The 20,055-nt window shown below is 68.8% G+C and carries 21 protein-coding genes; 14 read left to right on the plus strand and 7 right to left on the minus strand.

Features of this window, described 5'->3' with window-relative positions; genetic code table 11:
* Positions 1-13: 13 nt before the first annotated feature.
* Both ASF08_RS03265 and ASF08_RS03270 read left to right on the plus strand, forming a co-directional pair.
* A complete protein-coding gene (locus ASF08_RS03265; protein WP_056141259.1) occupies positions 14-1,891 on the plus strand; it encodes a sensor histidine kinase in 1,878 nt (625 codons plus the stop codon).
* Positions 1,888-3,246: a sigma-54-dependent transcriptional regulator gene (locus ASF08_RS03270; RefSeq protein WP_056141262.1), complete on the plus strand. Its 1,359-nt coding sequence runs from the start codon at positions 1,888-1,890 to the stop codon at positions 3,244-3,246. The genes ASF08_RS03265 and ASF08_RS03270 overlap by 4 nt, the downstream gene beginning before the upstream one ends.
* A 21-nt stretch (positions 3,247-3,267) precedes the next feature.
* Here ASF08_RS03270 and ASF08_RS03275 read toward each other — a convergent pair whose 3' ends face one another.
* A complete protein-coding gene (locus tag ASF08_RS03275) occupies positions 3,268-3,519 on the minus strand; it encodes a hypothetical protein (protein ID WP_056141265.1) in 252 nt (83 codons plus the stop codon).
* A 428-nt stretch (positions 3,520-3,947) separates the two neighbouring features.
* Between ASF08_RS03275 and ASF08_RS03280 the strand changes: the two genes are divergently transcribed.
* From ASF08_RS03280 to ASF08_RS03290, 3 genes are all read left to right on the plus strand, one after another.
* On the plus strand, positions 3,948-4,277 hold the full coding sequence (locus ASF08_RS03280) for a DMT family transporter (protein ID WP_018045616.1): 330 nt from the start codon (positions 3,948-3,950) through the stop codon (positions 4,275-4,277).
* Positions 4,278-4,283: 6 nt separating this feature from the next.
* A complete protein-coding gene (locus tag ASF08_RS03285) occupies positions 4,284-5,483 on the plus strand; it encodes a serine hydrolase domain-containing protein (RefSeq protein ID WP_056141268.1) in 1,200 nt (399 codons plus the stop codon).
* Positions 5,484-5,792: 309 nt separating this feature from the next.
* Positions 5,793-6,170 (plus strand): hypothetical protein, encoded by a 378-nt coding sequence (locus ASF08_RS03290; RefSeq protein ID WP_056141270.1) that lies wholly within the window; start codon positions 5,793-5,795, stop codon positions 6,168-6,170.
* A 410-nt stretch (positions 6,171-6,580) separates the two neighbouring features.
* Here the strand turns inward: ASF08_RS03290 and ASF08_RS03300 are convergent, their stop codons facing one another.
* Complete coding sequence (locus tag ASF08_RS03300; protein WP_056141276.1) at positions 6,581-8,083, minus strand: HdeD family acid-resistance protein; 1,503 nt, start codon at positions 8,081-8,083, stop codon at positions 6,581-6,583.
* 298 nt (positions 8,084-8,381) lie between these two features.
* Here ASF08_RS03300 and ASF08_RS03305 point away from each other — a divergent pair, with 298 nt between their 5' ends.
* The 7 genes from ASF08_RS03305 (at position 8,382) to ASF08_RS23655 (ending at position 14,993) form a co-directional block, all read left to right on the plus strand.
* Positions 8,382-8,669, plus strand: a complete 288-nt coding sequence (locus ASF08_RS03305) for a hypothetical protein (RefSeq protein WP_018045622.1) — start codon at positions 8,382-8,384, stop codon at positions 8,667-8,669.
* Between the two features lie 213 nt (positions 8,670-8,882).
* Positions 8,883-9,773 (plus strand): heme/hemin ABC transporter substrate-binding protein, encoded by an 891-nt coding sequence (locus ASF08_RS03310; protein ID WP_056141374.1) that lies wholly within the window; start codon positions 8,883-8,885, stop codon positions 9,771-9,773.
* Positions 9,766-10,842, plus strand: coding sequence for a FecCD family ABC transporter permease (locus tag ASF08_RS03315; RefSeq protein WP_056141278.1), 1,077 nt, complete (start codon positions 9,766-9,768; stop codon positions 10,840-10,842). Before ASF08_RS03310 ends, ASF08_RS03315 begins: the two co-directional genes overlap by 8 nt.
* The gene (locus ASF08_RS03320; protein WP_056141281.1) at positions 10,835-11,641 is read left to right on the plus strand and encodes a heme ABC transporter ATP-binding protein; all 807 of its coding nucleotides are present in this window, start codon (positions 10,835-10,837) and stop codon (positions 11,639-11,641) included. Before ASF08_RS03315 ends, ASF08_RS03320 begins: the two co-directional genes overlap by 8 nt.
* Positions 11,642-11,829: 188 nt before the next feature.
* A complete protein-coding gene (locus tag ASF08_RS03325; protein ID WP_056141284.1) occupies positions 11,830-13,986 on the plus strand; it encodes a TonB-dependent hemoglobin/transferrin/lactoferrin family receptor in 2,157 nt (718 codons plus the stop codon).
* A gap of 204 nt (positions 13,987-14,190) precedes the next feature.
* Positions 14,191-14,370, plus strand: a complete 180-nt coding sequence (locus ASF08_RS24450; protein WP_147833128.1) for a hypothetical protein — start codon at positions 14,191-14,193, stop codon at positions 14,368-14,370.
* Positions 14,371-14,456: 86 nt separating this feature from the next.
* Entirely contained in the window at positions 14,457-14,993 is a 537-nt protein-coding gene (locus ASF08_RS23655) for a hypothetical protein (protein WP_244474435.1), read from the plus strand.
* Positions 14,994-15,138: 145 nt separating this feature from the next.
* Here the strand turns inward: ASF08_RS23655 and ASF08_RS03335 are convergent, their stop codons facing one another.
* From ASF08_RS03335 to ASF08_RS03345, 3 genes are all read right to left on the minus strand, one after another.
* Complete coding sequence (locus tag ASF08_RS03335; RefSeq protein ID WP_200931821.1) at positions 15,139-16,227, minus strand: UV damage endonuclease UvsE; 1,089 nt, start codon at positions 16,225-16,227, stop codon at positions 15,139-15,141.
* Positions 16,228-16,519: 292 nt separating this feature from the next.
* On the minus strand, positions 16,520-16,912 hold the full coding sequence (locus tag ASF08_RS03340; protein WP_056141288.1) for a hypothetical protein: 393 nt from the start codon (positions 16,910-16,912) through the stop codon (positions 16,520-16,522).
* A gap of 31 nt (positions 16,913-16,943) precedes the next feature.
* Positions 16,944-17,150 (minus strand): hypothetical protein, encoded by a 207-nt coding sequence (locus ASF08_RS03345; protein ID WP_056141291.1) that lies wholly within the window; start codon positions 17,148-17,150, stop codon positions 16,944-16,946.
* Positions 17,151-17,471: 321 nt separating this feature from the next.
* On the opposite strand from ASF08_RS03345, the gene ASF08_RS03350 reads away from it, so the two are divergent.
* The gene (locus ASF08_RS03350) at positions 17,472-17,801 is read left to right on the plus strand and encodes a type II toxin-antitoxin system PrlF family antitoxin (protein ID WP_056141295.1); all 330 of its coding nucleotides are present in this window, start codon (positions 17,472-17,474) and stop codon (positions 17,799-17,801) included.
* 3 nt (positions 17,802-17,804) lie between these two features.
* Positions 17,805-18,287: a type II toxin-antitoxin system YhaV family toxin gene (locus ASF08_RS03355; protein WP_056141297.1), complete on the plus strand. Its 483-nt coding sequence runs from the start codon at positions 17,805-17,807 to the stop codon at positions 18,285-18,287.
* Positions 18,288-18,690: 403 nt separating this feature from the next.
* Here ASF08_RS03355 and ASF08_RS03360 read toward each other — a convergent pair whose 3' ends face one another.
* Positions 18,691-19,389 carry a GNAT family N-acetyltransferase gene (locus ASF08_RS03360; RefSeq protein ID WP_056141300.1) on the minus strand — a complete coding sequence of 233 codons (699 nt, stop codon included), beginning with the start codon at positions 19,387-19,389 and terminating at the stop codon, positions 18,691-18,693.
* Positions 19,386-20,024 (minus strand): FMN-binding negative transcriptional regulator, encoded by a 639-nt coding sequence (locus ASF08_RS03365; protein ID WP_056141303.1) that lies wholly within the window; start codon positions 20,022-20,024, stop codon positions 19,386-19,388. Before ASF08_RS03365 ends, ASF08_RS03360 begins: the two co-directional genes overlap by 4 nt.
* Positions 20,025-20,055: the final 31 nt, after the last annotated feature.

The following is a 20,055-nucleotide window of genomic DNA, read 5'->3' on the forward strand; positions in this document are numbered from 1 at the left end:
TGGAGCGAGCCCCTTGAATTCGAATGTCTCGCCTCGCGAGGGAACCGATCGCGGATTTCTGAAACGGTCGCGCCGGAGCCTCGCCCTCGCCGCCAGCCTCGTCCTCGTATGGGTCGCGGCGTGGCTGGCTGGGCAGGCCGCCGAACGCTGGGCGCTGTCCGACCTGCGCCGCACGGCACAGTCGACCCTGGCGCTGCAGGTCGGCGCCTTGCGGGCCGAGATGCAGAAGCAGGCCTCGCTCCCCCTCGCCCTCGCGGCGGACCCGGAAATCGCCGCCGTGGCGGGGCCGGATCCGACGCCGGCCATGGTCGAGCAGGTGAGCAAGCGCCTCGCCCAGGTGGCGGCCGCCACGGGCTCGGCGGTGATCTACGTCATTCGCCCCGACGGCATCACCGTGGCCGCGAGCAACGCGGAGGCCGAGCGCAGCTTCGTCGGCCGGGACTACGCGTTCAGACCCTACTTCCGGCAGGCCATGGCCGATGGCGCCGGGTCGCAATTCGCCTTGGGCACGGTGAGCGGCCGGGCGGGGCTCTACCTGTCGCGGCGGATCGGCGAGGCTGGCGGCGTCGTCGTGGTGAAGATCGAGTTCGATGGGGTCGAGGCCGCGTGGCGGCAATCGGGAGACGGGGTGTTCGTGGCCGATGCGCGGGGCATCGTCCTCGTGGCGAGCGATCCCGCCTGGAGCTTCGCCACCCTGCGCGAGGTCGGCGACGACGAGCGGAAGCGCATCCGCGCGGCGCTGGAATTCGGCGAGGCGCCGCTCTCGGCGCTCCCGCTCCATCCGGTCGGGGGGATGCGGGATCTCGTCCGCGTCGGCCGGGGATCGCGGCCCGCCCGGACGGCCCTCGCCCTGGATGCCCCCATTCCGGGCACCGACTGGCGGCTCCATACCTTGACGCCCGTGGGCCCTGCCGTGGACCGCGAGCGGGTGCAGGCCTGGATCATCGCCGCCCTCGGCACCGGCCTGGCCTGTATCGGGATCGCGACCCTGGCGGGCCGTCGGCGGCGGACCCGCCAGCACCTCGCTCAGGCTGCGGCGCGCCGGGAAGAATTGGAGAGGAGCGTACGCGAGCGGACGCTGGAGCTCACCGACGCCAACAGGATGCTTCGGCTGGAGATCGAGGAGCGGCGGAGGGCGGAGGAGGAACGACGACAGGCGGAAGCCGAGCGGGAGCGCCTGGGCCGCGAACTCGCCCAGGCCGGACGGCTCGCAGCGTTGGGGCAGTTCGCCGCCAGCATGGCGCATGAGATCAACCAGCCGCTGGCCGCCATCCGCTCCTACGCCGACAATGCGGCGATCCTGGTGCGGCGGGGCCGGGGCGAGGAGGCGGCGGAGAACGCCTTCGCCATCGGCCGCCTCACCGACCGCATCGGCGGGCTGACGCGGCAGCTCAAGGGGTTCGCCCGGCGCTCGTCGCCCCGTCGCGAGCCCGTGGCGCTCGCCGATATCCTCGCCAACAGCCTGGAACTGGTGGAAGCACGGGCACAGGCGGCCCGGATTGCGATCTCGGCGGAGAGGCCGGCTCCCGGCCTCTACGTCCTCGGCGACGGGCCGCGCCTCGAACAGGTCGTGGTGAACCTGCTCCAGAACGCCCTCGACGCGGCGGCGGGGAGCACCGATCCACGGGTCTCCCTTCTGGTGCGGGACGTGCCCGATAATCGCGTGGCCATCGAGGTCCGCGATACCGGGCCGGGCCTCCCCGAGACCATCCGGGCGCAGGTCTTCGATGCCTTCTTCACCACCAAATCCGATGGGCTCGGTCTCGGGCTCGCCATCGCGCGCGGAATCGTCGAGGATTGCGGCGGCAGCCTGAACGCCATGGACGATCCGGCCGGCGGCGCGGTGTTTCGGATGGAACTGGCCAAAGCCCCCGTGGAGACGACACCGTGAGCGTTGAAGAGGGTGCGGGCGGGTCGGCCGAACGGGTCGTCTTCATCGACGACGAGACGGATGTCTGCCGCGCCAACCGCCAGAGCCTGGAGCTCGACGGGTTCACGGTGGAGACCTTCGGGGCCGCCGGACCGGCGCTGGCTGCCATCCTCGCCGATCCGCCCGGCCTCGTGGTCACCGACGTGCGCCTGCCCGATCTCGACGGCATCGCCCTGCTCGGGCGGATCAAGGCGATCGATCCGGAACTGCCCGTGATCCTGATCACCGGGCATGGCGACATCCGCATGGCGGTGGGCGCCATGCGCGACGGGGCCTACGATTTCCTGGCCAAGCCCTATCCGGCCGAATCCCTCGTCGCCTCGGCGCGCCGCGCGCTGGAGCGGCGCCGGCTCGTCCTCGAGAACCGCACCCTGCGCGCCCGGCTGGACGCGGCGGTGGAGGAGGACCCGGCCTTCCTCGGCATCTCACCCGAGATGGTGCGCCTGCGCCGCCTCGTGCGCGAGGTCGCCCAGGCCGATGTGGACGTGCTCGTCTTCGGCGAGACCGGGTCTGGCAAGGAGGTGGTGGCGAGCGCCCTGCATCGCTGGAGCCGGCGGGGCGGCCGGAACTTCGTCGCCATGAATTGCGGGGCGCTGCCCGACAGCGTCGTCGAGAGCGAGCTCTTCGGCCACGAAGCGGGCGCCTTCACCGGGGCCCTCAAGCGCCGCGTCGGCCGGATCGAGCACGCGCAGGGGGGCACGCTGTTCCTCGACGAGATCGAGAGCATGCCGCTCGGTCTCCAGGTCAAGCTCTTGCGCGTGCTGCAGGAACGGGCGGTGGAGCCGCTGGGCACCAACGAGATCCGCCCCATCGACATGCGCGTGGTGGCGGCGACCAAGGTCGATCTCGGCCAGGCGGCGGCGCAGGGCACCTTCCGCGACGACCTCTACCACCGGCTCAACGTCATCACGATCGCGATCCCGCCCCTGCGCGACCGGCGCGAGGACGTGATGCTACTGTTCCAGGAGTTCCTGACCCGCGCGGCGACGCGCTTCGGCCGCGAGCCCGCGCCGATCACCGCAGCCGTGCGGGAGCACCTGCGCCGGCACGACTGGCCCGGCAACGTGCGCGAACTCGGCCATTTCGCCGAGCGTCACGCCCTGGGCCTCGGGCAGAAGGAGGTCTCGCCGCCCGAGGCCGCCACCGCCGGAACCCTGGCCGAACAGGTCGACCGGTTCGAGCGCGGCCTGATCCGCGAGGAGCTGATCATGGCCGGCGGGGACGTCCGCATCGCCGCCGAATCCCTCGGCACACCGCGCAAGACCCTCTACGACAAGATCGCCCGGCACGGCCTGACGCCCACCGATTATCGTTGAGACGGAAGGGCTTGGCTCTCCTCAGAAGCGGCGATCCTTGCGGTCCGGGTTCGGGCCGGTGGTGTGATAGCTGGCCATGCAGGCGTGATAGATCTGCGAGCCGAGGTCGTAGAGGCTGAGGTTGTTCGGGTTGGCGGCGCTGAAGACCTGCGCCCTGGCCTGTTCGCGACAGGCGGCGTCCTGCGGGCTCTGGATCGGCGGCTCGTTCACCTGCTGCGCGAGGGCGGCACCCGTGAAAGCGATGAGGAGAAAGGCGGTCAGGGTCGTGCGCATGGTGTCGGATTCCGTCGCGGGGAGAGGGACATAGGGAGGGGAAGGGTCTCGGTGGTGACGAGGATCGTGCCGGGAGCCCCTCCCCCTGCGGACTTGCCGGCGCCGAAAGGACGAAAGAGAATCTCGCGCAGTCCGTCTTCGATCTGTGCCGTGAGACCCCGACCGGGGCAAGACGCCATCGACGGGCGGGCTTCGAATCCGGTGCGCGCCGCCCGAGCCGGATCGCCACCGCCACGCGCACCCTGTTTCGACCGCCATCGGGCGGCCTTTCATGCGCCATCCACACGGGACATTAACGGCCGGCGTGCTCTTGGAAATCCGGAGCCGTACCGGTGGATTTCCCCCGGTATCGGCCATGACGCGGCCATCGCCATGCGGATGGCCGCCCGACCCGCCTTCAGCCCGCCGACCGCACGGACGACCCACGGATGAACCCCTATCTCCTCCTCGCCCTGGCCATCGGCGCCGAAGTGACGGCGACCCTCGCCCTCAAGGCGGCCGACGGTCTCACCAAGCCGGTGCCGACGATCATCGTGGTGCTGGGCTACGGCACGGCGTTCTGGCTGATGTCGAACAGCATGAACATGCTGCCGATCGGGATCGTCTACGCGATCTGGGCCGGGGTCGGCATGGTCGGCGCGGCGGTCGGCGGCGCGCTGCTGTTTCAGGAGCCGATCACCCTGCCGATGATGATCGGGATCGCGGTGATCGCCGTCGGCGTGACGATCCTCGCCTCGGGCCAGACCGCGCATCACTGAGGGGCGATGTCGCGATTTGCCCGCCTCCGGCCCCGCTTTCGCCGCCCCCGACTCGCCGGGGCGCTGATCTGCGCCTTGGCGCTGGGCGGGCTGGCGGCCGCCATCGGGCCGCTGCTCGGCGTGCCGAACCCGATCACGCTCGCCGCCCTCGCCATCGTCGAGCCCTCCTCCGTCGGCACCTGGTTCGCGAGCCGGGTGGTGGCGGCGCCGCCCTCGTCCCGCCCCCTGCCCGTCCGGCTTCACGCGATTCCCGACCGGGTTCCCTGGAAGGGACGGAGCGTTCCCCTGGCGGAGATGCTGCGGGCGACCCATACCAACGCCCTGCTGGTGACCCAGGACGGCGTCCTCGTCCACGAATGGTACCGCCCCGGCTCGGGGCCGGCGACGCTGTTCCCGTCCTGGTCGGTGGCCAAATCGGTGGTCTCGCTGCTGGTCGGACAGACGATCGCCGAGGGCAAGCTCGCCGAGACGGACCATGTGTCGGCCCTGCTGCCGTATCTGCGGGACGAGCCGGCCTTCGGCCGCATCACCGTCCGCGACCTCCTCGACATGACGAGCGGACTCGCGGTGCCGGAGAATTACGACCCGTGGGACCCGCTCACGGGCACCGCCGGCCTATACCTCACCCGCGACATCCGGGAGTTCGTGCGCGACCACGCCACCCTGTCGTCGAAGCCCGGCAGCACGGGGCAATACCGCAGCATCGACACCGAGATCCTCGGCCTGATCCTCGCGGAGGTCCAGAAGAAGCCCCTGGCCGACCTCCTCTCGGAGGCGATCTGGAAGCCCATGGGCGCGGAGGCGAAGGCGACCTGGAATCTCGACCGGCCGGGGGGGACGGAGAAGGCCTTCTGCTGCATCAACGCCGTGGCGCGGGATTTCGCCCGCCTGGGGCTGATGGTGGCCGACCATGGCCGCGTCGGCGGCACGCACATCGTCCCGGCACGCTGGATCGAGCGGATCGAGACCCCGGCGCGCCGGGATGTCGACGGCTGGCCCTACTCGGCGCAATGGTGGCACGTGCCGGAAGGGGACGACGACATCTCCGCCATCGGCGTCTATGGGCAATACGTCTACATCAACCGCGACACCGGCACGGTGATCGTCAAGCTCAGCGATCACGGCGCCGAGCAGGACGAAGCCGACACGCTGGCGGTGATGCTGGCGATCTCGCGGGAGCTGGCGGCGGCGCGCCCGGCGCGTTGAGGCGAAGGACCGGGCGGCGGGACCACGCGGCGCTCGCTGTCATCGGAGCCGAAGGTATCGGCCGACGATGCGCAATTTCAGTTGTTCGGAATGGACTTGCACAAAGGCAACTTCAGCCCTGATGCCTATGCCGAGGGCTTGCTTTGATTTTCTGGTCCGAGATCTCACCTCAGGATGAGGTAAAGCCTTGGAACAACAACTTGAACAGGGCTACATCGATCTAGTGGGGAACATCTGACGTTTGGTACCCGTTACCGGGGCTGCTTTCGACCCATTGCGGACGTAGGCACTTCGCCTGAAACTGCTCGCATGGCCGAGCAGTCGAAACCTCCCGTCAATGCCGTGGTGCGCGTTCCAGCCGTCACTATCTCCCGAACGTCGATGGAGGCGACAGTAGGCCCCCTTGATCGGTTCGAGGCATCCAAGGTGAGCGGCTTCAACTACGCTCAGATCGGCACGTCCGAAGACTGCGCATGGTCAGACGTGCTCGCTCTCATTGAACGGGTCGGTCCAGCATTGCTGGGGCACGTCGAGCGCGGAGAGGTTGGGCGGCCGTCCCTAGACGTTGCCTTCTTCGTCCAGGAGGATCGCGTGACTGCTTCGTTGCTCGTGCCGAACGACGTGGTGGCAGCGATTGGTCGCTTCGGTCTTGACCTAGAAGCGTCGGCCTATCTCGCGAGTGACTGACGACCGCTTTCCACCCACCTCGGACGTTAGGGATTGGTACCAGCCGTCAGATTGTGCCCCCTCCATCAACGACGCCACGGAAAAACGCAGGAGCGCCGACTATATCCAGCCGCCATCATTGATCCGCGCCCTGATCCGATACGGCTCCGCCAGGACGTGGGCGTGAGAGATGCCGGCGGCCATTGCCATGGCGGCGGACGAAGAGGAGGTCGTCGAACGGCAGGCATGGAACCCGGCCGTCGTCACCGACCAGCGGAAGCGGGTCTTGTCGCTCCGGCACGCTGACACGGCAACGCTATGGTTGGGCAAGGTGGGAATCTGCATCTCGCCATCATGGCACGGTCGCCCGAACCCTCCAAGGTCGGGGCGACCCCATCGGATCCCAGACCGACCCACCCCCGTCCCGCCGCCTACGCGGCCGGGGACCGCCGCCGGGCGAGGCTGCGCATCCGTGCCACCGCCTCGGCCCGCCAGTTGCGCAGGAGCCGCCGCCTCACGCCGTCCCAGCCGATCGCCTGGACCGGCGAGACGGGATCGATGAGGGCGCTGAGCGCCCGCGAGTAATCGAGCACGAGACCGGGCGTCCAGGTCATCGCGCCGGCCCCGTTGCGCAGGAGGGCGGCCGCCCAGAATTCCGGGCTCAGGGCGGCCTGGGCGAGCCTGCGCCACGGCTTGCCGGCCCGGCTGAAGGCGCCCTCCACGGCGGCGTCGAGGGCGCGGGCGACCGCCGTCGAGCAATTCCGGCCCACGAGATTGTAGGTCGCGTCGCGGCGATAGCCGGCCCAGAAGCGCGTCAAGCCCGCCCCGTCGATGCCGTGCAAGGTGACCGTGACGGTGGCCTCGCACCAATCGTCCGCCTCCGCGCGGTAGCTCGGCAGGAAGCGGCCCGGCACGTTGTTCTCCGGGCCGGCCCGCAGGGTGGCGCGCAGGTTGTCGGGGGAGCGGTCGATCTCCACGGCGGGGTAATGGCTCACATAGAGCGGGCTCCCGTGCGTCCCGCTGCCATCGCCCAGTTCCAGGGCCGCGTGCCCGGTGGAGATGTGGCCGGACCCGTTCACGGAGATGACGTAGCGATGGACCAGGCGCTGCCGGGCCGGGATCGAGGCCGTTCCCGTCGGCGTCCAGACATAGACGGTGAGCGTGTCCGTGCCGGCCCCGTCGGCGTGCGGTCCGGCTGCCGCCGGAGGGCGCCGCAACCGCAGCCCGAGGATCGCCACCTTGATCCCCGCCAGCATCAGGAAGGCGCCGATGCAGAACCCCACCGTGCCGGCGTACCAGGTGGGCCAGGGCTGCAGGGTGATGATGCCCAGCGCCACGCCCAGCGCCCCATGCGCCGCCGACAGGCGCCAGCCCGGAAAGCGGAGCACATAGGAGAGCGCGAAGCGCGACAGGCCGTCGAACAGGAAGGCCGTCCCGAACAGCATGGCGAGGAGGAACGTGCTCGAGGACGAGGCCAGCATCGTCAGCACCGCCACCACGAGGAGGAGCGCCGCCTTGAGGAGGCGCAACCGGCGCGCGGCGCCCGTGGCGACGAGGCCGCGCAGGAACGCGCCCACAGCCTCGACCACGAGGAGGAGGCCGAACCAGCGGTCGGGAATATGCGTGGCCCCGTCGAGGGCATCGATCACGAGGGCGGCGCCGAACCCCGTCCAGACGAGACCCGCCCCGGTGACGAGGCCCCAGCGCCGGTGGACCGCCTCCCGCCCCACCAGCAGCAGCCAGAGCGGCAGCGCCATCTGGCTCGCCGGAGCCTCGGAGGCGGCGAGGAGATCGTCGACGGGGGCGCCCTCTCCCTTGGCCAGAGCGAGGTTCACGACGCCCTGCCCCTTCAGGCTCAGCCGCCCGTGGCCGGAATCGCCCTCGGGGCGGGACGCGTCCGTCGCGGAGCCGTCGTGGAATGATTGAGGCCGCATGGTCACCGGTGATCGCCCCCCGCAGTGCGCCATCTCCTATCACCGAGAAGCCAGAACAAGGGAAAGGTTCGCTTAAAGGAGCCGCATCGACCCGATGTTTTTCGAGGCTGAGTGCATGTCCTCTACGTTTTGGTGTGCCTTCGGTACGGGGCCGCCGCGTGGGGGAGGCGCGCCGCGCCGAGAGGCTGGTTGAGGTGTTTGTCCAAGGCTTGACCTGGAGTGCAGCGTTGAGCTGAGTTCGACGTCCCGATCCATCGGCCCGGTTGTCGAGGCCGCCGGCGGCTGCCATGGTCGCCCGATGGCACAGTCACCTCCCTCCCGCTACTCCCCCTCCGAACTCATCGAGCAGTTGCGGGAGGCCGCCGAAGAGATCGCGCCCGAACTGCCCGGCATCCGGGCGGAGGAGACGCTGGAGGGCGAGGCGGCCCAGACCATCGAGGAGATGGCCGAGGCCCTGATGCGGATCGCGAACGGGGCGCCGCGCCCCCAGGACCTCGCCCGCGCCGCCCTGGAGGCCAAGGCGCCCCTGAAGCCGATCGGCCGCCCCAAGAGCACCGTGGTGAAGATGCAGCGGCCGCGTCGGTAGAGCCTCCGGCGCAGCAACGGCAAGAACAGACTGTATCAATTCAAAAGTAGAGATTTTTTTAAATCTTGCCTTGGACTGCGCAGGCAGGCACACTCTTCGACCTATAGCATGACACGGGTGACGCCGACGGACGGTCGCCGGAAGGCGGTCCCCGTCCATGCCGGCGCGCGACCGGCTCCGGGCGGCCGCCAGCGACAGGGTGATCCCGATCCGATGACGCACCGTCCTTCCCCTCTCCCCCCGTCCCGCCGCGCGATCCTGGCCGGCGGGCTCGGCCTCGCCGCCCTCGGGGGCCCGGCGCGGGCGGCGGGGCCGGCCGCGCGCATCGCCTCCCTCGGCGGGGCCGTGACCGAGATCCTCTACCGGCTCGGGGCCGCGAGCCGGATCGTGGTGGTCGACACCACCAGCATCTACCCGGCGCAGGCCCTGCGCGAGAAGCCGAATGTCGGCTATCTGCGCGCGCTGTCGGCGGAGGGGCTGCTCTCGGCCGGCCCGGACCTCGTCATCGCGGCCGAGGGCGCCGGCCCCGCCGACGTGCTGACCCTGGTGCGCGAGGCGGGCGTGCCGGTCTCCATCGTCAAAGAGCCGCCGACCCCCGAGGGTGTCCTCGACAAGATCGCCACCGTGGGACGCCTCGCCGGCCTCGAACGGGAGGCCGCCGCCCTCGCCGCGGAGGTGCGCGCGCAATTCGCCGGCCTGAGCGAGCAGCGCGCCCGCATCACCCGCCCGGCCAGGGCGCTCGTCGTGCTGTCGGTGGCGAACGGCCGCGTCATGGTCGGGGGCCGCAACAGCACGGCGGACGGCATCCTGGCCCTGGCGGGGGTGGAGAACGCGGCCACCGGCATCGAGGGGTTCAAGCCGATGACGGACGAGGCCATCATCGCCGCCGCCCCCGACGCCGTGGTGATGATGCAGAACGGGGCCGAGGCCCCGAACCCGGAGACGACCTTCGCCCCCGGCACCGCCCTCGGCCAGGTGCCGGCGGCGGCCAAACACGCCCTCGTGGCCATGGACGGCCTCTACCTCCTCGGCTTCGGCCCGCGCACCCCGGATGCCGCACGCGACCTGATACGGGCGATCTACCCCGACCTCATCCGTGGCTGATCCTGTCCACGGGGACAGGCTCGCCGATCCGCGCCGCCGGGACGTCGCGGTCTTCGCCGGCCTGGCGATCCTCGTCCTCGCCGTCAGCCTCCTCTCCGTCGGAATCGGGGCGATCCCCATCGCGCCGTCGCGGATCCTCGACGTGCTGATGCGGGGCGGGGCGGATCCGAGCCTCGCGCGCGACAGCCTCGTCATCCTCAACATCCGCCTGCCTCGTACCCTCCTGGGCCTGATGGTCGGCGCGGGCCTGGCTGTTTCCGGGGCGCTGATGCAGGGGCTCTTCCGCAATCCCCTGGCCGATCCGGCCCTGGTCGGCGTCTCCGCCGGGGCGGGTCTCGCGGCGGCCTGTATCATCGTCCTGGGCGACCGGCTCCTCGTGGCCTTTGGCCTGCCGGGGCCGCTCCCCTATGCGGTGCTGCCGGCGGCGGCCTTCTGCGGGGGGCTCACCGCGACGCTGGGCCTCTACCTCGTCGCCACGCGCTCGGGCCGGACCTCCGTGGCGACGATGCTGCTCGCCGGCATCGCGCTCGGAGCGCTGAGCGGCGCGATGACGGGGCTCCTCGTCTATGCCAGCGACGACCGGCAGCTGCGCGACCTCACCTTCTGGTCCCTGGGCAGCCTCGGGGGATCGACCTGGACCAAGGTGGCGGCCACCGCTCCGGCGATCCTCCCGGTGCTGATCGCCGTGCCGTTCCTCGGGCGCGGGCTCAACGCCCTGGTCCTCGGGGAGGCGGAGGCGTTCCATCTCGGCATCCCGGTGGAGCGGCTCAAGCGGGCGGCGATCCTCCTCGTCGCCATCGCCGTCGGCGCCGGCGTGGCGGCGGCCGGGGTGATCGGCTTCGTCGGCCTCGTGGTGCCCCATACCCTGCGGCTGATGATCGGCCCCGAGCACCGGCGGCTCCTGCCGGCCTCCGCCCTCCTCGGGGGCGCGCTCCTCGTCCTGGCGGATGTGGCGGCGCGTCTCGTGGTGGCGCCGGCCGAACTGCCGATCGGGATCGTCACGGCGCTGGTGGGTGCCCCCGTCTTCCTGTGGCTCCTCCTGGCGCGGACCCGGACCCTCGATGTCTGAGGCGGCGCCCCTGCTCACCGCCTCCGGCCTCGCCTTCGCCACGGGCGGGCGCACCCTCGTGGAGGGCGTGTCGCTCGACGTGGAGCCAGGATCGCTGCAGGTCATCATCGGCCCGAACGGCGCGGGCAAATCCACCCTGCTGCGCCTCCTCTGCGGCGAGCTCGCCCCCACCGCGGGCACGGTGGCCTATGGCGGAACGCCGGTTCCGACGATCCCGCCCTGGCGGCTCGCGGCCCTGCGGGCGGTGCTGCCGCAGACCACGCGGCTCGCCTTTCCCTTCTCGGTCTCGGACGTCGCCCGCATCGGCCTCGACGGCATCGGCCGCGGCCTCACCCGGCGCGACCGCGAGGCGATCCTCGCCGACGCCCTCGGCCGGGCCGACATCCTGCATCTCGCGGGCCGTGCCTATCAGAGCCTCTCGGGCGGCGAGCAGGCCCGGGTCCAGTTCGCGCGCGTGCTGTGCCAGCTCGCCGCCGGCCGCACCATCGCCACCGGACAGGTCCTGTTCCTCGACGAACCCACCGCGAGCCTCGACCTGCGCCATCAGAGCGCGATCCTGGAAGCCGTGGATGGGCTGCGGGGCCGCGGCGTCGGCGTGGTGGCGATCCTGCACGACCTCAACCTCGCGGCCGCCTATGCCGACACCCTGCTGGTGCTCTCCGAGGGCCGCCTCGTGGCAAGCGGCACCCCGGCGGCGATCCTGCGCGACGACCTGATCGCCGAGGTCTTCCAGGTGAACTGGCCCGTCGGGCGGGTGCCCGAGGGCGGCCGGCCCTTCATCCTCCCGCGCCGCCTGTGACCGGGCGGCAACAGACCACGGGATTATAAAACTAGGCTAGAACAGGTCTAGGCATATTCAGATGCTCCTTGGACTCACACCAATCTAACCAAGACTAAACCGCGTTGACCGCACAGTCATGGAGCAGCATCAGCGCTGGGAGCCAGCCCATCTCCCGGCGCTGTCTCTCCTGTCTCGCGGAATCGGTCATGCCTCCCCGTCTCCTCCTCACCCCCCATCGCGCCGGCGCCCTCGTCGGCGTCTCGCTCATCGCGATGAGCGCCGCTCAAGCGCAGACGGCGCCCGCCCTCCCCGCGGCGCAACCGCCGCACACGGCAGTGAGCCTCGACACCCTCTCGGTCACCGGGACGAAGACCGAGGAGCCCGCCATCGACGCCCTGTCCGGGAGCAGCGTCGTCACCCGCGCGCAGATGGACCGCCTGCAGCCGAGCCGCCTCTCCGACGTCCTGCGCGACGTCCCCGGCGTCACCACGCAGGAGAACCAGAACGACCCGGCCCAGGCCATCAACATCCGCGGGCTGCAGGATTTCGGGCGCGTCAACGTCCTGGTGGACGGCGCCCGCCAGAACTTCCAGACCTCGGGCCACAGCGCCAACGGCGTCTTCTATCTCGATCCCGAACTCGTCGGCGGCGTCGACATCACGCGCGGCCCCACCTCCACCATCTACGGCTCCGGCGCGATCGGCGGCGTGGTCGCCTTCCGCACGCGCTCCATCGACGACATCCTGGCGCCGGACGAGAAGGCGGGCGCGGTCCAGAAATTCGGCTTCGGCTCGAACGGACAGAAATTCCTGAACTCGACGGCGCTGGGCGCCCGCATCGGCACCGCGGCGGATGTGTTCGGTCAGTTCGTCTACCGCAACAACGACGCCTATCGCGACGGGTTCGGCACGCTCGTGCGCGACACCGGCAACGAACTGACCTCCGGCCTGGCCAAGTTCAACCTCCGGCCCGCCGACGGCCACGAGATCAGCGGCACGGCCCTCCTGCAGAACTTCGACTTCGCCAATAACGGCAGCAGCAACGCCGGAGCCCGCTTCAACAACGCGGTCCAGGCCAACACCTACACCCTCGGCTACCGCTTCGCCCGGCCCGACGTGCCGCTGATCGATCTGAGCGTGAAGGGCTACTACGCCAGCACGCACAACACGCTGACCTTCCTCAACGACACCGCGAGCGGTCTCTACGGCAATCTCGGCGTGCGGGCCGGCGACAGGATCGACTACGACATCGAGACGCTGGGCGTCGACGTCCACAACACGGCCCGTTTCGACACCTGGGCCTTGAGCCACGCCCTGACCATCGGCGGCGACGCGGTGTTCGACCGGGTCAAGACCACGGACAATGCCGGGGGCTTCGGCTCCGCCTTCACGCCCTCCGGGGAGCGGACCCTGGCGGGCGCCTTCATCCAGGACGAGGTGCGCTACGCCTCCTGGCTGCGGGTCATCGGAGCGTTGCGCTACGACCATTACGAAATGTCCGGCGGCAACGCGAGCTCGAGCGGCGACCGCCTCTCTCCCAAGATCACGGTGGGGGTCTCGCCCTTTGCCGGGATCGAGTTCTACGGCACCTATGCGGAAGGCTATCGGGCGCCATCGATCACCGAGACCCTGGTCCAGGGCATCCATCCCTTCCCGGCCTTCAACATCCTGCCGAATGCGTCCCTGAAGCCTGAAGTGGCGCACAATATCGAAGGGGGCATCAACCTCAAATACGGCGATGTCCTGAGGCCCGGCGACGTCTTCCGCGCCAAGGCCAACGTCTTCCAGAACGAGATCGACGACTACATCAACACCGCCCAGGTCGGCCCGACCTATTTCGTGCCCGTGATTCCCGGCATTCCGGCCTCGGTCTGCGTCGGCCGGCCCGGACGTTTCCCGTGCTTCATCCCGGTCCAGTCGTTCCAGTACCTCAACGTGGCGCAGGCCGAAATCTCCGGCGTCGAACTGGAGGGCGCCTACGATTGGGGCGGCGGCTTCGTCTCGGTGGCGGCCACCCATACCGAGGGGCGCGACAAGGCCACGCGCGAGGCCCTTCTGAGCATCCCCCCGGACCGCATCAGCGCCACGCTCGGCCTGCGCTTCCTCGACGACAGCCTCACGGTGGGAAGCCGCCTCACCTTCGTGGACAAAAGCAACGTCGTTCCCGACAGTGCGACGATCCTGGCGACCAAGGCCTATGGCCTCGTGGATTTCTTCGCGTCCTACCGGGTCAACGACCGGATCCGCGCCGACTTCACCCTGCAGAACGCCTTCGACAAGCGCTACACCCAGTACCTCAACCTGCTGCAGAGCCCAGGCCTGACGGCAAAGGCCGCGATCAGCATCAAGTTCGCCACGCGCTGACCGACGGGATAGTCAGTTCGCGCGACGCACCACGGTGCGGGAGGGCGGCGGGCAGGCTTCACGTGACCTGGCCCGCCTCGCTCCCTTCATGAGGCGGAGGTGGTGCCCCGTGATGAAGTCGATGCCGGTTCCAGCGCCGCATTGCTGCCTTGATTTAAGCGGGCCGACGCGCCAATTTGAAGAGAGGCCATAAGGAACCATGGAATGAAGGCCGAAAAGCGTGCTGCGCTCAAGTTGGCGATCAAGCGCTATACAACTGCAAAGAAAGCGACGAAGGCCTTAGCGTTGGGCGCCCTGGTCAAAGAGGGGACGCACAATAAAAAAGGCGAAATTACTGCTGCCTACGGTGGCGAACGAAAGAAAAAAGCCACTGCTGGGTTTTAATGTCTAGAAATTTGCCGTCTTTCGCTTTTGGCTACCATGGGTGTAGCAGAAAGGTAGGCCGCAAAGCTTTGACTCACGGTCTTCCTTTGGCCCCTTCCAATAAAGATTACGATTGGCTCGGCCCGGGAGTCTATTTTTGGGAAAACGATGCGCTACGGGCCTATGAGTGGGCGCAGGCGAAGGCGGCGTCCGGCGCATATGACGATCCATTTGTCATAGGTGCGATCATCGATCTGGGAAATTGTCTCGATTTATTGCAGCGAGAAAATATTGAGCTGCTGACTGACGCATACGATAGTCTGAAGCTGCTGAACGAACAAGCCGGCACAGAAATGCCTAAGAACAAAGACCCAAAAACAATTAATCAAGGAGACAAACTCCTGCGATTTCGCGACTGCGCCGTCATCCGACACTTGCACGAAATCATTGAAGACAAACATTATAATGACCCCGAAAGCGAAGACTACATAGAGCCGTTCGATACAGTAAGAGGTCTTTTCGTTGAAGGAAGCCCAGCTTATCCGCAGGGTGGATTTTATTCCAGGACCCACACACAGATAGCAGTCAGAAACGACACATGCATCAAAGGTATATTTCTGCCACGCGGGGAGATTGGCTCCTAAGTTTTCCGCATAGTTTGTGTTTGCTCGATTTCCGATCTGCAGCCTCTGCCAGCGCAACCGTCCCGAAGGCAGATCAAACCCGTCAGATTCCGAACCGGCCCACTCCCGATTCTGTGACATGAGCGGCGACCCACTGCCGCTCCGCTCACGCAGCGGAGGCGGTGCTGCGTAACGGCTCGGCCGCACGCGCCTCACCGATCGCGGCGGCGATGCCGGTGGAGGCCAGGTTCTTGCCCTTCGCCTCGATCTCGAAATCGGCCCAGGCGAGGTGCCGGGCCACGAGGGCGTTGAGCGCCCGGTTGCCCATCAGGTGCGAATGGGCCGCGATGTCCCGCCACTTGTGCCCGGCCCCTATCAGGGTGGGGTAATCGGGCAGCGTGTCCGGGTCGTGCCCCTCCAGCAGGGCCTCGCGCGAGAGGCTGATATGGGCGATCGGGCGCACACCGCGCCAGGAGTCGCGGATGCGGGCGATCCGCGAATCGTCGGGCTCTATATAGACGCCGCCGCTCTGGACCCAGTGGTGGTGCAGATCGAGGACCACCGGCACGTCGTCCGCCAGGTCCAGCACCGTGTCGAGGCCGAAGGCGTTCTCGTCGTTCTCCACCGTCAGCAGGTCGCGCGCGGTCTGCGAGAGCTTGGGCAGGCTGGCGCGAAACCCTTCGATGCCCGGATCGCGGGCGCCGACATGGATGTTGATATGGGCGCCCTGCGGGTGCCAGCCGCCGCCATAGCCCATCATCGCCATCAGCTCGGCATGGTATTCGAGCTCGGAGATGCCGTTGCGCTCGGCATTGGGGTTGCGCGAGGCGATGACGCAGAACGGCCCGGGGTGGAAGCTGAGGCGCACGCCCCCCGCCCGCGCCCGCTCGCCGACGCGCGCGAGACCGGTCTCCACGAGATCGACCATCTCGGGCTCGGCATAGATCGAGCGTGCCACCGCGTGGGTGTAGCCGGGCAGGACATTGCTCGCCATCCGCAGCAGGCGCTCCAGGGGCGGCCGGGCCGCGACCCAGGCGATCTGCCGTTCGAGCGCGCCGAGATTGTGCCGGACGAGACCCTCGAGCTTCGCCCGCCGCGCCGCGGGCGCGAGCGTGTCGAGATGGCTCATGGTGGTGTGCGACAGGTTCATGTGAAGCGTCGCCTCGCGGGCGGCCTTCAGGGTCTTGAAGCTGGCGGGATCGTCGTCGAGCACGAAGGTGCAGCAGAAACCGAGGCGCGGCGTGTCCATCATCATGGGGGGATAACGGCGTCGGCCGGCTTTGGTGTCGCCGGACCGGGCGGTTTCGGATCGCCCCGTGACCGAGCCGGCGTGATCGGATAACTCAGCGGATGCACACGCTGACGTCGGTCGTCCGCCAAAGTCGATCGCCCGACCCGACCACCTCATCCTGAGGTGCCCTTCGCCTCGGCGAAGGGCCTCGAAGGAGCCCTCCAGATACCGAAGCGTTCCCTGGAGCCCTCCTTCGAGGCCGCTACGCGGCACCTCAGGATAAGGTAGAGCCTTGGAAAAACATCCAAAATGTCTCTCAGTCCAGGCACATGGCGAAATACAGCTGCCTGATCCGCTCCAGGGCCTGGAACCCCTCGGCGCGCGGGTTGAGGAGTTCCGGCCCCTCCGGGACGCGGCCGAAGAACGCGCTTGCCGGATCGGCCACGAAGCCGCGCTCGCCGATATAGAGCCCGTCCCGGTTCTTCACGTTGACCGAGCCGCAGACCCACGACCCTTCGGCCTTGCGCAACGCCGTCACCTTCGGGTCGAGGGCGCCGAAACGCTCGCCCACCATGACGAGGATCGCTTCCGCCGCGGACTTGCCGATGACGGCATCGGACCCGTCCTCGACCCGCTGCGCCTGCGCCGGGCCGGACAGGGCCGAGAGCAGGAGGAGCGCCCCCGCGAGGCCACGGAAGTGGCCCGTCATCGTGCATGGCCGAGCCATGAGGCGACGGCCCTCACCGCGCCGAACCCGCTCCGCCGCCCCCGTTGGTCGCCGGCTCGGCATCGGCAATGAGGATGTCGAGGGATTGGCGCACGATCTCCAGGGCGCTGACGCCCTTGCTCGCGGCCTCCGCCTCGACCTTCGCCCGGTCGGCGGACGGCATCCCGTCGAAGATCGCCTGCGCGACCCCCACCGACGCGTGCTTGTGATGTTCGCCCATGATCAGACCAGCCGGATGATGGCGAGGCCGAAGCTCCCGTTCAATAATAATAAGCATTTCATGAGAATAGCCTGACCCCGCACTTGGGAACGATGAGTGCTCTTCTTTCTCACCTCGCATCAGAGATCAACTCGTTTCGCGCCGGAGGATTGGCGGAGCTGTTTGTCCGTGAGCGAGGTGACGGAGAATCCAGGCGTGGATGAAACCGTGCGCCTGCGCTCGTCACGTCGAGGCTGCTTCCGGGTCCAAGCAGATCCTCGCCGTTGCCGACCTGCCCCGCAAAATGTAAGGTAGATTCCTTACACATCGACGGAGGATATCATGGCGGTCCTCGTTCGCGAGCGGAGCAAGATCACCGCGAAGGGTCAGACCACGATCCCCAAGGCCGTGCGCCAGGCGCTCGGCGTGAGCTACGGCGGCGACATCGCCTACGTCATCGACGAGGGCGGTCGCGTGAGCCTGTTCGCGGCGGCGGCGGAGGAGACGGACCCGGTAATCGACGGGTTCCTGACCTTCCTCGCGCGGGACATGGCCCGCAACCCTTCGCAGATTTCGGCTTTCCCCGCCGGATTGGCGGAACGCATGACGACGCTCACAGCCGGAATGACCGTCGATTTCAATGAGGATATCGACGGCGACGTGACGCTCTGAGCCATGGTCATCGACGGCTGGACGGTCTTCGCCCATCCTCTGTTGCTCGATCAGCTCGAGAGGGCGACGGCGGCAGTGGAAGCGGCCAAGGCGGCCGACCCGACGGGCTATCAGCGCACGGCGCAAGCGAAGCTTCTCGCCATGCTCGCTACGTTGATCTTCGAGACGATCCCGTCCGATCCAACGCGGCAGGAGTACCGCCAAGGCGACACGCTCGGAAGGACCCGGAAGCATTGGTTCCGGGCCAAATTCGGCAACGGCCGGTTCCGGCTGTTCTTCCGCTACGACAGCAGAACGAAAATCCTCATCTTCGCCTGGGTGAACGACGAGACGACGTTACGGCCCTACGGCTCGAAAACCGACGCCTATCGCGTGTTCAAGGGGATGCTCGACAAGGGCAACCCGCCCGACGACTGGAAATCTCTGCTCGCGGCAGCCTCGGCAGAGCCGGCCGGCATACGGCTGGAGAAGGCCAAGCCGACATAGCGCTCGCGGTCGGTGTCGACATCCTCTTTCTCGGGCGACGACGTCTTGGCTTTCGTCTCAGGCGACGGCGACTTGGCCTTCGACGAGCGCGCCGGACCGCCGCTCTTGCCGTCCTTGCCGTCGTCGGAGCCGGCCAGCGCCGGCGCGCAGGAACAGGCGGCGAGAAGAAGCGCGACGGCGATCCTCACGGGCGTCATGGCGCGGTGTTTCCTTCGGCCCGAGGCACCGATGTCCCCCGGTCCCGTCGACACCCTAGCCGGCCGCACCCCGAGACGCTGCGCCGTCCCTGCAACAGGACGAGAGTATTCATGATGCAGGGGATGATCGCACCAGATGAAACGTGAGATGTGGCCGAGGCGACCTCCGGCTTTCGGAGGGCGGTGCTCCCATCGCCGGACGGCCTTCAGCCCCGCAGGGCCGCGAGGCTCCGCCTCTGGCGCCCCGCATCGTCGAAATTCTCCGGCGCGAGCCAGGCGGCGAAGGCGTCCCGCAGGCGGGGCCAGTCGGCATCGGTCACCGCGAACCAGGCCGTGTCGCGCGAGCGCCCCTTGGTGACGATGGCGTTGCGGAAGATGCCCTCGAAGATGAAGCCGTAGCGCAGGGCCGCCGCGCGGGAGGGCGCGTTGAGGCTGTCGCATTTCCACTCGTAGCGGCGATATCCGAGGTCGAAGGCGCGGGCCATCATCAGGGCCATCGCCTCGGTGGCGGCGGGGTTGCGGGCGAGACCGGGGCCGAACTGGATATGGCCGACCTCGATACAGCCATGGGCCGGCTCGATCCTGAGATAGGCCGCGAGGCCCAGCGCCCGGCCGGTGGCGGCGTCGAGGATCGCGTGATGCATCGGGTCGCGGCTGCGCGCGATCTCGGCCAATCGCGCGCGATACTCCGCCTCGTCCGCCGGGGGCTCCACGGGCAGGTAGGTCCAGCGCGCCGGGTCGTGCGCCAGGGCGGAAAAAAGGTCGCCCGCATGGCGCTCGGCATCGAGGGGCTCGATCCGGCAGAACCGGCCCTGCATCGCCTCGCGTGGCGGGAACGGCGGCGCGGTCCAATCCGCGAGGGCGGGGCCGACCGGCTGGCCATAGGAATTCACGCGCTCGCTCATGCCCGAACTCCCAACCTGTCGACGAGGTCCGCCATCGCGTCGTTGCCGCCCGCGTCCCGGCGCAATCCGGCCGCGACGCCGGCCCGGTCCGCCTCCGTGCGGTTCTGGCTGACCTTCCATTTGCCGGTGAGACGCGCAATCGGAATCTCGATGCCGACGATTCCCCTGATCTGCGCGGCGGTGAAGGCCGGCGGCGCGTCCGCCACCGACCAGGGCGCGTCCCGCCCCGACTCCTGCATCCGTGTCAGGTCGTCGATCTGCCGGCGCAGCCAGGCCTCGTCCTCGATGACGCGCGGGCGGCCCCGCGCCTGGACGGTGGCGTAATTCCAGGTGGGCACCACCTTCCCCGTCTCACGCTTCGTCGCGTACCAGGAGGGCGTGACGTAGCGGTCCGGCCCCTGGAACACGACGAGGCATTCGGGAAGCCCGTCGAGGTCGCGCCAGTGCGGGTTGGCGCGGGCGAGATGGGCGCGGAGCACGCGCTCTCCGCCCGCGCCCTCGTCGAGGAGGAAGGGAACGGGGTTGGCCATTAGCCCGCCGGCGCCAGCGCTCACCAGTAGTCCCAGCGGACAGGCACGGATGAGGGCGGCCTGGGCCGCGGCATCGTCGGTGCGGAAATGGGGCGGCTCGTACATGACGCATCCTCGACGGGGCGTGGGTCTCACA

This window comes from Methylobacterium sp. Leaf85, assembly GCF_001422125.1.
Lineage (GTDB): Bacteria > Pseudomonadota > Alphaproteobacteria > Rhizobiales > Beijerinckiaceae > Methylobacterium > Methylobacterium bullatum.